Origin of the sequence: Plebeiibacterium sediminum, assembly GCF_026013605.1 — a bacterium.
Lineage (GTDB): Bacteria > Bacteroidota > Bacteroidia > Bacteroidales > Marinilabiliaceae > Saccharicrinis > Saccharicrinis sediminus.
This window is the reverse complement of record NZ_JAPDPJ010000002.1, coordinates 92,968-108,932: the sequence shown is the minus strand read 5'-3', so window position 1 is coordinate 108,932 and position 15,965 is coordinate 92,968. Positions and strand designations below refer to the sequence as shown.

The window sequence follows — 15,965 nt, the reverse complement described above, 5'->3', positions numbered from 1 at the left end:
TGATTTACAACTTTTTAATTCCTTTAACCTTGTTCCTTGTTCCCTTTAACCTTTATCCATTAAACCTTTCTCAATTTCTTTTTTCACGATTCTTTTCACAAAAAGGATTGTAAGTAATACAAATAAAAAGGCAAAGAAAATTGCTGTTATCCAAACACTTGCTTGCACGTTTTTAAAGTTGGTTCCAATCCCAATTAAAGCACTAAATAGTCCGGTTGCAATAGCGTATAAGGGCACAATTCTGTTTTCGCGATATAGAATATCTTTGATCTTAAAACCTAAAAATCCCAGTGTACTATATAATTCAATTTCTTTTTGTCGAATACTTAAATTCTTGCGAATCACAATAATAAAACCAAATATCCCCAATAATAAGCCAATACCTCCCAGTGTTAAAAATATAGTTAAATAGGTATCAGTTACTGTGTTAAACTGTTTGAGACGATCGTTGGTAGTTGTTACTCTAACTCCATATTCGTGCAACGCTTGAGAAACTAACGTTTTCACTTCCTGCAAATGATCAGGCTCTGTATTTAATAAAAATAACTCGCTTCCTTTTGTGGTTTCCCATACTTTTGAGAAGAGAGATTGATCCACTAAAATATATCCCTGAAAAATGGTGTTGGGAAGCGTTCCTGCTAAAAGAACCGGATATTCCTGTCCATCAGATCCGGTATAATAGATGGTATCTCCCAATGTTTTTCCTAAACTCCATTGCAAAACAGTAGCATCAACCAAAGCCGGAATTACCTTATTATTTTCCACTTTCAGCTGATTGTGTAAATCATCTCCTTTTAGATCATATATATTGTTTTGCACCTGCATTGGTCCGCTTAACAATGATTTCAGATCTACACCCAAAACAGATGGTGTACTTACTTTATTTAGATTCAAACAACTTGCTTCGTCAGCACTGTATTTCAGGCACTGTAAAATTTGAGTTTCATCCTGTAAATCCTGAAGGTTTAGTTTTTCTCTACCTGATATAGTATTGATATTGTGATAGACAGGAATGCTGCTTTCGCACCAAAGGGTATAACCACCGGTGGCATTTTCAAGTTTAGAAGAATTTGAAAAATCCTGACGATTCAATCCTACCGAAAACACAATAAAAACACCAAAAGCCAAGGAAAAGTAGGAAAGTAAAGCCTGTTTTCGATTGGCCAGGAGTGTGCGGAAAATCATTTTCTCATCATTAAACTGATGTGTAGACGTTTTTCCTTTAGAACAAATGATATAATCTCCAAGTAAGGCAAAAGTAATCATCAATAATAAACCAACCACAGAAAATAAGGCTAATGAAGTAGCGATGATTAGGTTGTATAGTGCAATCAATACGGTTAAAGAACTTACAATGATTACCAATCCTTTTTTACGTTTCAACTTTTGCGTATGAGCTTTGATTTTTCTTGTTTTCTCATTGATGTTTTTGGCAATAACTCGTCTCAAAATAAATAGAGAAATAAGGATGCCAGTCAATAATCCGGCTATAAGCGTAATCCAATGTGGGTATACAGAAAAGCCTTCGGTATGTGTGGCACCTTTCCAGTAGGTTCCCAATAACCACATGATTACTGCAGTATAAATTACACCCGCTATCACGCCCATAATAGATGAAACCAGCACAACAGGAGCCGATTCAAGCCAAATCATTTTTTTTAGCTTTTGGGGTGTATACCCCAAGGCATTTAAAAGCTGCAGTTCACTTTTTCTTTGAATCATCATTTCAGAAACCGGAATAATCATTAGAAGCATGGCAGAAATAATGATAAAGAATCCCAATGACATGAATAAACCAGCAAAATCAACCCCATTTTTAGCAGCGTAAATTCCTGATTCCCGAGGGTGGAAAGTCTGTACACCAAACATATCTGGAGTTAATGACTTTAGATTTGCAGCCGAATCATACACTCTGATTGCTGTGGCGTAACCATAATCATTTCCCCATTTATTGGCGATTGCTTCGTATGGTAAAATAGCTTTGGGTGTGGAGTTATACATTTCCCAGTAATGTTCATCCTCGGGAGTAATTAAGTCCATATTAATTGGAAGATCACTATCCCATTCAGTACAGCGATCAACATCAGAAATTCCCGGGAAATCTGCACTTAAAGTTGAATCGGATCTTAATTCTGATAGCGGAACAATTTTTTTAACTCTTAATAGAACAGAATCCGATTGTAATGTTTTAAAATCCTGCGATATATAGAAGCTGATATTTACTTGATCACCAACATTAGCGTTTAATCGTTTGGCTGTGTAATCGGACAGGATGACTTCATCACGCTTTAGTTTTTCATTTTGATACTGATCAACTGCACTAACAAAAGAATAGGGGATTGAAGATTTATTAAGATCAATAGAATTCGCCAGATATGAATAAATCCGGTTTATGGAGGAATTATTATGTTGGATGTTTGCTAAGACTTCTTTTTGCAAAAATACCCTGTCAGATGTAATTTCTTTAAAATTATGATGCTGAGAAATGGATAATCCCGAAATACTATAATTCCATTTTTTTTCAATATCAGCTGAAGTAACATTTAGGTCACTTAAAATCAGGTTTATTTTACCATGAACACCCATCGTCTCAGCTAATTCCTCTCGGCTAACAAAAATATTTAAAGGCAGGGTCTGTTCATTTTTAAGACTAATATTTCCGCCATGTTCAGCATTAACTATTGTTGATAATTCCAATCGTAAACTTGTGGTATAGTTTTCTGTAACAAACAAAGATCCGGAAGGAACCAAGCCCTGTGCAGGAAGTCGCAAAACAATGGCATTTCCTGGTTGGAAATTTAATTCCTGATATAAAGCCTCATTAACTTTTGCACTTCCGTTTGAAATTTCCATATCGTTAACGCCCCAAACCATAACCGGCAATAATGAGCCATTAACTGAGATAAATCCATTGGTTAGTAAAATACCCCTGGCAGAACTACCGAAAATAGAGTCTTCACAAAAATCATTGTTCAAAAATGATTGATGTGCAAAAACCACAGTTTGTGTATCACCAAGTCTTTCATTTACCCGGTTTATTAAACTTGATCGAACAGAATCGCCAATAACCAGGCTACCAACTATAACAGCTACAGAAATAAGAATAGCCAGACCAACCAGTTTAAAATAACGGGCATAGAAAACTAAGTTTTTTTGTATGATGTCTTTAACTTTCACTGTAAAACGCCGTTTTTAAGTGTTACTATTCTATGAGCTTGTTGCGCCATTTCTTCTGAATGCGTAACCATAATAATAGTTGTATTCAGCTTCTCATTTATTTCAGCGAGCATTGAAATAATGTTTTGCGCATTACTGATATCCAATTGTCCGGTAGGTTCATCGGCCAGTAAAATAGCAGGTTTCATTATTAAAGCCCTGCAAACAGCAACACGACTAGCTTCTCCTCCCGACAAGGTCTGCGGATATTGATGGGCAACATGATCGATTTTTGTGATTTGCATTAATTGATGCGCATAATCAATTTGTTCTTTATTCGCTTCAGATTGATAAGCAAGAACAGGCAATAGAATATTTTCAAGTGCTGAGAATTGTGGTAGTAATTGATGATCCTGAAAAACGAAACCAATTTTTTCATTACGGATTTTGTATTTATCAACACCTTGGCTTGTTACATCAATCCCTTCAAGTAAATAACTGCCATCATCCGGATTTAATAGTGTTCCCAGAATTGATAATAATGTTGTTTTACCCGAACCGGATGGTCCTTTAATGGCAACAAATTCCCCTTTAGTAACTTCTAAATCAAGTTCATTAAGAACAGTATTTACGTGGCTTTCACCATCCTGAAATTGCTTTTGTATATTGAATAACTTAAGTATAGTCATTGGTTTATTGTTTTTGAGGTCCAAAGCAGAATAAGGTACCTTTTGATGTTAATATCATAAAATGATCTTTGATGATGGCCGGTGAACCGATGATTTGTTCACCTGTGTCGTACTCCCATAATAATTGACCTTTTTCTGTATCAATTATACTGATGATTCCGGTTTTGGTACATGTGATAATCTTATCCTGACAAATAACAGGAGCGCTTTCACCAACATCACCTTTAAACATAAATTTCCAGTTAGTTTTGCCAGTTCTTCTATCTATTGAAAGCAGATGGCGACCATCTGGGTAAAAGAATACATCTTGGGAGCTGATTGCCGGAACAGAAACAAAGGATCCGTTTTTGTCTGACCCCAAAGAAATCTTTTTATGACCTGATATTTTTCCATTTTCTAGTAATATTTCGTACATATTACCATTATAATCGCCAACATAACAATAGTTGCCCATGATGGCAGGGGAAGATGGAATATAAGCCTCTGTTTTTAAAGAATCCGTTGCTTCACCGGTTTCGCAATTAATAATTCTCAGCCAACTGTCGCAACCACCAAATATAACGTGATTGTTCCATAACGCTGCCGCTCCATTCAGGTAATAGCCTGATTCAAACTTACTGATCAAAGAACCATCTTGTAAGTTAACACAATACATAAAGTTATCGTAACTCCCAGCAACAATAGCTTCTTGATTTTGAAAGGTTGCCACATTTGGAGAAGCTGATATTTGTCCCAGAGTTTCGTAGTTCCATATAGAATCATTCTGAGCTAATGAAATAGCTGATAAATATCCATCAATTCGGCCAATATATAATACAGAATCTTTGATTATAGGCGTGGCTTCAACTGCAGTATGTAAGGCAAATGAAAATACTTGTTGTCCATTAATATCAACGCCATAAATCAATCCCTTTCTATCGCACCAATAGGTTGTCCCTTCTTCAACAATAGGAGAGGAAACTGTTCTTTCTTTTGTTTCATATATCCAATTTAGTTCAGGTTGCTCAGGCAATGATTTTTCTGTATATCCGCTTAAACCGCTGTTTCCACGGAATAATCTCCAGTTTAAATCTCCTGCTGATTCTGAAGTATTGGACTGTAATCCGCATGAAGTGAAAGAAATAATAGTAATCAGATAATATATGAACCTATTTTGCATAGTACTAATGTTTTACTTATTACCAGTTGATGCTGAAGCCGGATTGTTCTCCAGATACAAAGCTCCTGTTGGGCAGAGCGTAGCTAACTCTTCATTTACATTCATTCGATTTTCTTCCGGTATGTAAACCTGCATAACAAATCCTCTGTCTTTAAATGTAAATCCGTTTTTGCTGTTGTAAACACATAAGCCGCAGCGAATACATTTGGCCTGTTCGAACCATAATTTACCAGTAACAAGAACTTTATTCATGACAGGCAATTCAGAAGAAACATCATATTTGGGACGTTTAATGGATTTTTGAGTCGCATATGTTCTTAGTTTACAATCCGATTTTCCGGCACAAGCACAATGTAAACATCTTGAATCTGTGTTGACATGCTCTTTTAAATGCTGTCTTTCTTTATCGTTAAATCGACCCAATCGCGATTGAAACATTTTTTTGTCAATCTTTCTATTTTCAATAGGATTGATTTCTGCAATATTAAACTGATTAACAAGCTCTTTTATGATTTTTCTAATGGATACAGGTTCGTCAATGTTTCCTCTTCTGCAGGCTTTTTCGCAAGGTGCTTTACACTGATCACATTTAATTTCAGGTAAAGGGAAAGCTCCCTTTATCACCTGACAAGCTTCTTTATATTTTTGATGATCATAAAAATACAGCATATGCTCTACATCTAGGCCATGAGGACAAACCAGAGAACAAGGTGCTTCGCAGTCAGCTCTGTGATCACTAAGTAATAATTCAAAAGAGAGCGTGCGGATTTGTTTGATTTCCTCTGTTTCAGATTCAATTTGCATACCATCAACAGGCAATGTTGTACAAGATGGTATAATCTGACCATTGGCCATATTTCTAACAGCACACACCATACATGAGGACTTGTGTTCTGCATTTTGAGCATAACACATGGATGGAATTTCAATTCCATAGCGACGAGCAGCTTCCAGAATTGTTTCTCCGTTTAATACTTCTATATTTTTATGATCTATTGTTATTTGCATTTTGCTTAGTATAAAATACTTAGTTTATAGTTCCAGGATTATAGTTTTAAAATCTTAATTGCCATAAAACCTTAATCCCTGTTACCTTTAACCATTTTTCTTGTCCTCTTTTTTCACTTTTATGATCGCATCATAGCTACATTCATCAATACACAAACCACATTTTACGCATAATTCTGTATCTATATGATGTACTTTGTAAGGCTCGTACGGTATGGCATCAACTGGACATGCTTTGGCACATTTGGTACACCCAATACAATCTTCGGTTACCTCAAATTCTATCATATCTTTGCATGTCCCTGTTTTACAAATTCCTTGAACATGCTCTTCATATTCCTCTCTAAAATATTTTAGTGTGGTTAAAACCGGATTAGGTGCTGTTTTTCCCAAGCCGCATAAAGAAGATCTTTTTACATTGATAGCTAATTCTTCCAGCTTATCAATATCTTCCATTTGAGCCTTGCCACTACATAGTTTATCCAGAATATCCAGCATTCTTTTAGTGCCAACTCTGCAAAAAGTACATTTACCACAACTCTGTTCTGAAGTAAAAGTCAGGAAGTAGCGGGCCATATCCACCATGCAGTCCTTTTCACTCAGCACCACCAAACCTCCGGATCCCATCATGGCACCCATTTGATTGAACGCATCAAAGTCAACTTTTACATCACATAAATTGGCAGGAATACAACCGCCTGATGGACCTCCAATCTGAACTGCTTTTAGCTTTTCATCTTTTTCAACTCCACCACCAATCTCTTCAATAATCTGATTTAGTGAAATTCCCATCGGAACCTCAATTAATCCGCCGTTTTTAATTTTTCCGGCCAAGGCAAATACCTTTGTTCCTTTACTGTTTTCTGTTCCTATCTGGTTATATGTATTGACACCATTTCTGATGACATAAGAAATCTGACTGAGTGTTTCTACATTATTTACCAATGTAGGACAAGCATGTAACCCCGATACAGCAGGGTAGGGCGGACGCTGCTTTGGAAATCCCCTGTCTCCTTCAATAGAAGCAATTAAAGCAGTTTCCTCACCGCAAACAAAAGCTCCGGCTCCTTCAAATATTGAAATGTCAAAAGAGAAATCACTTCCTAAAATATTTGAGCCTATCAGATTCTGTTCTCTACAAAGCTCCAAAGCTCTTTGAATTCTTTTTACAGCCAAAGGATATTCTGCTCTGATGTAAAAAACACCCCTGTTGGCTCCAACGGCGTATCCGGCGATAACCATTCCTTCAATAACTCTGAAAGGGTAGGATTCTAAAATCATACGATCCATAAAAGCACCCGGATCCCCTTCGTCGCCATTACAGATTACGTACTTATCTGTTTTATCAGATGCCGCAACAATTTCCCATTTTTTACCGGTTGGGAAACCTCCACCTCCACGACCGCGAAGGCCACTGTTCAATATATCCTCAACCAATTGTTTGGGATTAGCATCAGTCAAAACTTTCTGTAAGCCATCAAAACCTTCATGTTTTCTGTATTCATTCAGGTCAAGAGGAGCCAGATATCCAAATCCTTCTGTTGAAATATGCTTTTGTGAAGCTAAAAAACTGTCGATTAATCCTGTTCTTTCATTTTCAGGTTTCCAAATCACATTATCCCAGGTTAAATCGGTGTGATAAGTATCCACACGGTTAATTAAACTGTTTTTTAACCGGGTAAAATAACCGGCCGGTTTAAAATGATAATGCAGAATCTCTTTAATTTCAGAAGCCTTTACATTAGGATAGCGTTTGATAGAACCATCCTCAGAAACTACGTCAATTAAGGGCACTTTATTGCAAACACCAACACAGCCTACAGATTTAATATCGACCTCAATTCCCAGTTCATTGGAGGTTCGTTGTAATTCATTATAGATATCAGACGAGCCACTTGCCTGACAACAAGAACCCATTCCTAATCTTATTTCACCTGCGACTTTATGATGTTTTTTTGCGGAAGCTTTCTTTTCTTCAGAAGACTGTTCCTCGATAAATTCTTCTATGACTTCATTTACCTTTCCAGGTAGAACATGACCGTATATTTTATCATCAATCTGAACCACAGGTGCTAAAGTGCAACATCCCAGACAAGCCACTTTTTCAATGGAGAACAGTTGATCATCTGTAGTTATACTGTCTCCTTCCATTTTTAGCTCACGCTTAAACGAATCGTAAACATTGGTAGCCCCTTTTACGTGACAAGCAGTTCCGGTACAAACTTTAATCAGATGCTTACCATAGGGAATATGCCTGAATTGAGAATAAAAAGTTGAAACACTAATTAATTGAGCTCTGTCAATTTCCGTTCTTTCATAGATTCGCTCCAGAGCTTCAGAAGGCAAATAACTGAACTCATCCTGTATTTCCTGCAATAAAGGAATGATTACATCTTTGGAAGTACCCACACGCTCAATGATGGCATCCATAGTTGCAATCAACTCCTCCTTATTTACTTTACTGTTATTATCACATTGACAACGACTCATGTTAATTCCCTTTTACACAGTAAATACTCTGGTTTGTTCTTACAATCATTCGACCCTCGGTAAATGCCGGAGTAGCAAACGTTTTTTCACCTGTTTCAAAAGAATCCAGTAAATTAAACTCATCATCAGCTGAGAAAATATGCATTTTACCGCTATTACTGAAAAGGTAAATTTTACCTTCAACCAGCATCGGCGATGAATAAAACTCGGCATTTGTTTCATGCTCCTTTTTAAGTGCTCCGGTTTTGGTATCGAATGATGCTACAACTCCATATGAAGTAGCCAGATACAAATTATTTTCTGTAGCCACCGGACTACTAGCTTCAGGAAGATAATCCATCGATTCCCATAAAACAGATCCATCAGCACCATTGATGGCCACTAATTTTGCATATTCACTGGCTCCGTATATGATCCCATTATAACTACATGTACTGGCTCCAACTTCTCCCATCATGCATTCAACGCGCCACAACAGATCTCCATTTACAGGGTTATAAGCGGTAATGCTTGGATCACTCATTAATATAAGCTGAGGTGTATTGTTTACATAAGCCAGTGATGGAGAACTCCATGAAATTTTATCGTCTCTTTCTTTTCTCCAAATTTCCTCGCCTGTATTTGTGTTTAATGAAATAATTTGATTGGCGTTTGAATTATCGTATTGAATAAATAACTGATCATTTAAAATGAATAAAGATGAGGCATATCCATAGTGATTTTCTGGGACTCCAATGTTTTTTGCCCAAAGTAATTTACCTTCCATGTCAGCACAAATCACATCTCCTGTTGCAAAAATGGCACAAACCTGTTTTCCATTGGTTGCTGCAGTTGGAGAGGCCAGTCCTGTATCTGGAGTTGTTTCCGGAACTTCATTTGGAGATCCGGGAATATTACTTGCGGCAACATTCCACAGTTGTTTACCGCTATTTAAATCGTAGCAAAGTAGCTGTCTGGATTCGGCATTGGCACCAGTAATAAATATTCTGTTACCGTTAATAACCGGAGAACTTTGACCTGAAAGTGAAATTTCAGTTTTCCAGGCAATGTTAGTGCCGGCTTTTATATCCCATTTAACAGGAATATTTGTAGCTTTTGAATGTCCGTTTGCTTCGTTCCCTCTGAAAGCATTACTGGTGATTTTAGGTACGGACACTTTAGCAGTCGATTCTTCCTTTACTTCAGTGGTAATAACATCTTTTTCCGGTTTTACATCTTCTACTGGAGTCTCTTTCACCACAGCTTCTTGATTTATAGAAGCTTCCTTTTGCTCATTATTACTCTCGTTTTCATCAGCATTTTTGTCTTCACTATCAGTAATTTCTTCTACCGTTTCAGTATTGCTACTAATAGTTTCTTCTTCTGTTATATTATTATTGGTAATAACTACAGGTTCCTTATTATCATTACTTTGATCTGTAATTGTATTTTGTGCTATGATTGCCTCAGCCTCAGGTTCAGATTCTTTGCTACTTTCGTTAGCTTGCATAAAAGGCATACTGAATACCACAAATAGAAGTGCAATAGCGGCCATACCGGTAGCTAAAATACCAACATATTTCCGAGCCTGTGTTTTCATGACCCATTCATCAATAGGATCAATGTCTTTATCAGGAATGTCTTTGTATTCTGAAAAATATACTCTTAGACTGATCAAGAATACAGCCAGCATGCCCAATAAAAGGTAAACACCTCTCATTAAGTGATCCATATTTACAAAATAGGCCTTACGAGCCATTAAATCCAATTGACGGATTTGCTCCTGTAATTCCGGATTGCCCGAATTTTGATCGTTGAGCTGTTTGAGCGTTTCAATAACCTGAGTTTGCAATGGCGAAACATCTTTAGCCTGAAAATAATTGGTGATTAGCATGATAGCCAATGTTATCATGAAAATCGCCGTGATGAAGGCTATGTTTCTTGCTATTATCTTTTTCATTTTTGTTTATTTCGTTTTTTTACTCTGAGTTCAGTATTTGAAAATTTAGTAAGAAATCAGCTTCTTGTTCTTTTCTCCATATTCCTTTCTAATAATTTATTTTGAGGGCAATAACTAAAACATCTTCCGCAGGCTACACAATCTGCATGATCTATTTCATATAGTTTTCTTGATCGCTTCACAGAAAGTTTAATCAATACTAGTCCAAATACCAAACCTATCAGGGCTCCGGCTAAAGAAGAATAAAACTTATAATCCTCTTGAATAAGCTCAACTTGGCTTTTTAATTCGTCTACTTTTCCACCCTGGCCATAAAATGATTCTAATTCAAGAGATATTCTATCCTGAGGATTGGATTCCTGTTGAATGACCATATCGTACAAGCGTACATCTTTATGAGCTCTGCTTAAGTCTGAACTATAATATCGCATCACTAAAGTTCCGGCAGCTATCATTAGTGGTAGTATTATAAAATACATGAGTATTCTTTTCACGCCATGTAATCGATCCTCTTTTACTTTGTTATCGTATGGAGGATGAATGGCATCAACAGGACAAGCATTATGGCATAACTCACAATTGATACAACCTTGTTTTGTAATTTGAATTTTCCAAAGAGAAACTCTGGAGAATAAACTCAATAAAGCTCCGTAGGGACATATAAATCGACAAAATGGTCGTCCGGTAAAAATAGCAGCAATCAAAAGTAAAGCACCAAATAATATTAAGCCAAAATCTCCGCCAAGTCTGAAAATCCCGATGAAGGGATCAAAGCGACAAATGATAAAGCTACTCCTAGTAACCGCATATAAAATACCGAATATGAGATATACCCATGGAATAATACTCAATATTGAAGTAACAGATTTAGATAAACGGTAATTTTTAATATTGACCAGTTCCTGTAATGCTCCAAAAGGGCAAACACCTGCACAAAATACCCTGCCAAATAAAAAGGCAAAAATGATGGGTAGTATAAAAAACAGCAATACAGAAATAGGCAGAATATACGTGTGATCAGCAATAGCTAAAGCAACATTTTGAACAGATCCGATACTACAAACACATCCACTTCTGAAAAATCCAAAGTAAGCTACTGAGATGATTGACACCCAGATGATGGGTTTTCGTGTTTGTTTTTTTATGACAGCCCAGGCTACAAAACTCATTAAAGCTATCAGTAAGATAATATCAATATATAGCCAAAGTTGTTCGTTAGGCTGTGCATAGCTGATATCAGGATATTGGTAACCTGACTCAAAGTCTGGTTTGGGAAACCTGTTTTGAGCGGTAGCATAGGTGACCAGTATAATGGATGATATAATTGATATAATACGTTTCATTTTTTAATTATTGTAAAGTATTAAGACAAAAGATTATGCTGTGTTTTACACTCAGCAACGGACACAAGCTTTAGGCAGATTTTAAATTGAAAATTACTTTTAACTTGGACCTTTTGACTTTTTACTTATTTGCATTACCCTTTTAATTTATATGCTTGTTCAATTGGAACTCTGGTGATTGCATTTGAAGGACATACTTTAGCTATGGCACATTCATTACAATCTTTACATAAATCTCTTTTGATTTGCAGATATAAAGAGCCATTACCGAATGAAGTACAGCCTTTTACGCATTTTCCACATCCAATGCACAAGTCCTCAATGATCTCGTATTCAAAATAAGGATCTTCCACAAATTTTCGTTGAATAGCACCTGTAGGGCACATTAGATTTTCGGCAGCAGTATTTAGCTCTTTTACATTTGAACGATAGTAGCCTCCGCATAAGTCGCAATATCCACAAACCTTATTTGCATGAAAACACTTAACTGCAGAAACATATAAAACACAGTCTGTTTCGCATCTTCCGCATTGCGTACATTTGGCTGGATCTATTTGCCAATAATAGGATGTTTCCTCCTTTTTACCGGTTTTACTAAACAGAAAACCTGTTGTGGCAAGTATGGTTCCTCCTGCAATACCAGAGCCAACAACCTTAAGAAACTGTCGTCGCTCTATCGGACTCTTTTTATGTTGATTATTCTTGCTCATTCTTTAACCTTTAAATCGTGATTCCTTCTTTTAAAGGACAGTTAATTCCACAACTGGAACATCCACTTTTATTGGCCAGCGTTTTATCATACTGAAATGTTGAAACCATATTATTTCCTGCTATCATAATTTTATCCAGATCCACTTTTACACGATAGGCCTTATTACCTCCACCCATTTTACTTACATCAAGTAGCATGTTTCTAAAATTACCTTCGCTGTCGTAGCAACTGATTCGAGGGTTTCCTTTTTCTGAAGTGATGATTTCACCGGCAGAAGTATAATCGATGTAAACCGGATTACAACAACCGCAAAATTTTCCCGGTGCATTACCAGGTTCTCCAAACGAACCCAAATATTGTCCTTTTACAGAATAACGTTCTACACAATGTCTTCCCGGATTGGAACAGTAGATACTATTGTTGGCATAGGTGATACCAAAGGTGTAACTTGGGATGATAAACCTATTGGGACTCTCAATAAATCTTTCCAATTGACCGTCAATAGTATATTGACAAATGTTTTTGTTGGATGCATCAGTAACAAAAAGATGATATGGTGAAGCAGCTATAGAGCAATAGTCTGAGTTTTCACCACAAGCTTCCCACTCATTTTTAAGGTCTCCATCAAAGTTATAAACCATAATCCGAGAAGGGAATAAAAGATATATGCTATCGTTTTCAACTGAAATATCCCGGAGATTTGGTGCTATTGAAAATTGTTTTTTTAATTGAGCAGATGAATTGTAAATGGCAATGTTGTTACTTGTTGCCACAACCATCTGGTTTTTATAGATCTCAAATCCATTAATTTCATCTGATGTACTAAAAGATGAAACTAATTTATATGGTGATTGAAATGGTTCATTGGAAATGGCATCGTTGTTTGACAATAAGCCTTCACTCTCATTTTTTGATGCGTTGATTCTGTTCCCAATTAAGTACCCTGTGGTTCCAATAATAGTTCCTCCGGCAATGACAGAACCTGCCATCTGAAGAAAACTCTTTCGGGATATTTTTTGTTTGTTTATTTTATTTGAGTCCATTTTTCAATCGTTATAGAATCAATATTTATGTTTAATCCAGGTTGTTAATTCTCTTTTCTTCTGTAGACGTCAATCTTATTATGATTGGCTACCCATAAGGTATTGTCAATATTTTTTATTTCGTAAGCATGATATCCACCTCCTAATAAGCGAGGATTTAAGACAACTTCCTGAAATTTTCCATTTTTGTAGCGGCATATGCGAGGTGATCCCTTTTCTGAAGTATAAAGATCTCCCTTGCTATTAAAACTGATGTAGGCAGGATTACAACACCCTGCAAAAAATCCTGCTTCAGTTCCCGGTCCTCCAAATGAGGCTATAAATCTTCCTTTTAAAGTATATGATTCAATCAAGTGTCTTCCCGGATTTACACAATAAATTGTATCATTTTTATGAGTGATGTCAAAAGCATGACTTGGCGTAATAAAATCATGTGGACTATTGATGAATTGAACAAAGTTTCCATCAGTAGTATATTGACAAATATTTTTGTTACTGGCATCTGTTACAAAAACAAAATTTTCTACTATTGTAAAAGCACAGTAATCAGATAAATCACTACACGCATTCCATCCAAAAACAGAATCACCTTTTAATGAATAAACCTCAATCATTTTTGAGTAGAGCACAAATATTTTATTGTCATACAAATGTATATCTCTGACTTCCGGTTTAGTTTTGAATGATAGTTCTTTGATGCCCTTGCTATTGTATTTTAGGATGTTATCGTTATGTAATACAAATATATCTTTGTTTAATACTGCAAATGCCTCAATCGTATCTTCAAGTTCTATGGTGTTTACTTTAGAGTAATAACTAATAAAAGTATTAACCGTGTCGGTTTCAACAAAGGTTGTCTTATCCTTATTCACCGATTTTATTATATACACGATGAATCCGGCTACCATCACAAAAATGAAAAAGTTAATAATGACCTTTATTGTATTACTCATAACAATATTTATTTTGACGAATTTTAGATTGTTTTATCAATCAGCTATTTTAAAGCATTTTACATGATGAGCATCTCTTAAAATCAGATTTCCATCGGCATAGGTCATTGGCCCCCATGCATCTATACCATCCATCACGCGTTGTTTTTTTATGAGTTTCATCTCTTTGTTTAAAACTTGATAAACATACAGTTCACCGTCATCTTTTAAAGCAAAGAGGTGTTTGTTGATGACCATATATGGCCCTAAGCCAAAACGTTCTTCTGCACCAGAACTCCATAAAGGGTTATGTAAATCAGTAGGAGCGTAACAAACCAGCTTTCCTCGTAATCGGCCGCCATCTTTAGGCATTACACTAATCAACATATTATTATAGAAAATAGGTGTTTGTTGCTCACACGAAATACCTGAATTGGGCTTATATTGATCGGTAACTTTAGCTATCCAGTTATTTCCTGATTTTGTTATTTCTACCAATGCACCACCAGTACCATAACCCGCAACCATGAAAAATTTATTGTCGGCTACTTTTACAGGAGAAGGTGCTACAACTGATGGTTGCCATTCGTTGGTTTCCCACAATAATTTGCCTGTGTTTTTACCTTCAGCTGCTATACCACATATTCCGCCAACACCTGTGTAAACGAAAGTTTTCTGTCCTTTCAAAGTCATCGGAATAACTGAAGAGTGTGACATCTTGTATCCTAAATTATTGGGCGTACTCCAGATTACTTCGCCAGTATTACAATCTAGTCCTGTTAGTAAGATATTTTTGCCAGCTGGTGCCAGGACTAAAACATCATTCTCAACAGTAGGACATTGACCAGTATACCAAAACGGAACTTCAGATTCATACTCTTTTTGCATATCGAGTGTCCATTTTAAATCACCGGTTTGAGGTTCGCAACACATCACATGTCCTTCCGGACCAATGGTAATAATATAGTTGTTTCTAATAACCGGTATGGTTCGCGAAAAACCATGGTTACGTTTAATAGGTACCCGATACCATCTGCGCCATAGTTCTTTTCCGGTTTCTAACGAAAAACAGCGGAGGGCATCCGAACTTAGTTTTTCATCGTAATCTAAAAAGTATACTTTACCATTAAAGATTACAGGAGCAGCATGTCCTTCGCCGGTTTCTACACTCCAAAGTTCAGGGAATGAATCCTGAGAAGTGTTAATCTTTTCTGCTGTTTGTAAAATGTTATCATAATTTTCTCCTCTGAAACCAGTCCATTTTCCGGTTAAAGCTGAGTTTTCTTCTTCATACTTCATGAAGAACTCACCAATTTTAACGTCATTGGCAGAACGAGCCAGGTTTTCCGGGCGATTATCAGCACCCGGAGCCTGGATAGTAAAATTTTCATTTGAAGGCATAACATGCCATCCTACCATTAACAAAAAGTAAATGAGTATGATACCTATAGTTACGCCTTGGATGATTTGTTTTTCTTTGGTCATGAATTGTTT

11 protein-coding genes are annotated in these 15,965 nt (G+C 36.4%); all 11 read right to left on the bottom strand.

Annotation, left to right across the window (positions count from 1 at the left end):
* Positions 1-45: 45 nt before the first annotated feature.
* The 11 genes from OM075_RS02305 to OM075_RS02255 all read right to left on the bottom strand — a co-directional run bounded on the left by OM075_RS02305 (position 46) and on the right by OM075_RS02255 (position 15,956).
* Complete coding sequence (locus tag OM075_RS02305; RefSeq protein ID WP_301188848.1) at positions 46-3,177, bottom strand: ABC transporter permease; 3,132 nt, start codon at positions 3,175-3,177, stop codon at positions 46-48.
* On the bottom strand, positions 3,174-3,845 hold the full coding sequence (locus OM075_RS02300; protein WP_301188847.1) for an ABC transporter ATP-binding protein: 672 nt from the start codon (positions 3,843-3,845) through the stop codon (positions 3,174-3,176). Before OM075_RS02300 ends, OM075_RS02305 begins: the two co-directional genes overlap by 4 nt.
* A gap of 4 nt (positions 3,846-3,849) precedes the next feature.
* The gene (locus OM075_RS02295; protein ID WP_301188846.1) at positions 3,850-5,004 is read right to left on the bottom strand and encodes an outer membrane protein assembly factor BamB family protein; all 1,155 of its coding nucleotides are present in this window, start codon (positions 5,002-5,004) and stop codon (positions 3,850-3,852) included.
* Positions 5,005-5,016: 12 nt separating this feature from the next.
* Positions 5,017-6,012: a 2Fe-2S iron-sulfur cluster-binding protein gene (locus tag OM075_RS02290; RefSeq protein WP_301188845.1), complete on the bottom strand. Its 996-nt coding sequence runs from the start codon at positions 6,010-6,012 to the stop codon at positions 5,017-5,019.
* A gap of 87 nt (positions 6,013-6,099) precedes the next feature.
* Positions 6,100-8,502 (bottom strand): NAD(P)H-dependent oxidoreductase subunit E, encoded by a 2,403-nt coding sequence (locus OM075_RS02285; protein WP_301188844.1) that lies wholly within the window; start codon positions 8,500-8,502, stop codon positions 6,100-6,102.
* Position 8,503: 1 nt separating this feature from the next.
* Positions 8,504-10,441: an outer membrane protein assembly factor BamB family protein gene (locus OM075_RS02280; RefSeq protein ID WP_301188843.1), complete on the bottom strand. Its 1,938-nt coding sequence runs from the start codon at positions 10,439-10,441 to the stop codon at positions 8,504-8,506.
* Positions 10,442-10,497: 56 nt separating this feature from the next.
* Positions 10,498-11,784 (bottom strand): 4Fe-4S binding protein, encoded by a 1,287-nt coding sequence (locus tag OM075_RS02275; RefSeq protein ID WP_301188842.1) that lies wholly within the window; start codon positions 11,782-11,784, stop codon positions 10,498-10,500.
* A gap of 134 nt (positions 11,785-11,918) precedes the next feature.
* Positions 11,919-12,494 carry a 4Fe-4S dicluster domain-containing protein gene (locus OM075_RS02270; protein ID WP_301188841.1) on the bottom strand — a complete coding sequence of 192 codons (576 nt, stop codon included), beginning with the start codon at positions 12,492-12,494 and terminating at the stop codon, positions 11,919-11,921.
* 10 nt (positions 12,495-12,504) lie between these two features.
* Positions 12,505-13,539 carry an NHL repeat-containing protein gene (locus OM075_RS02265; RefSeq protein ID WP_301188840.1) on the bottom strand — a complete coding sequence of 345 codons (1,035 nt, stop codon included), beginning with the start codon at positions 13,537-13,539 and terminating at the stop codon, positions 12,505-12,507.
* Positions 13,540-13,583: 44 nt separating this feature from the next.
* Positions 13,584-14,492: an NHL repeat-containing protein gene (locus tag OM075_RS02260; protein ID WP_301188839.1), complete on the bottom strand. Its 909-nt coding sequence runs from the start codon at positions 14,490-14,492 to the stop codon at positions 13,584-13,586.
* Between the two features lie 36 nt (positions 14,493-14,528).
* Positions 14,529-15,956 carry an outer membrane protein assembly factor BamB family protein gene (locus tag OM075_RS02255; protein WP_301188838.1) on the bottom strand — a complete coding sequence of 476 codons (1,428 nt, stop codon included), beginning with the start codon at positions 15,954-15,956 and terminating at the stop codon, positions 14,529-14,531.
* Positions 15,957-15,965 lie beyond the last annotated feature (9 nt).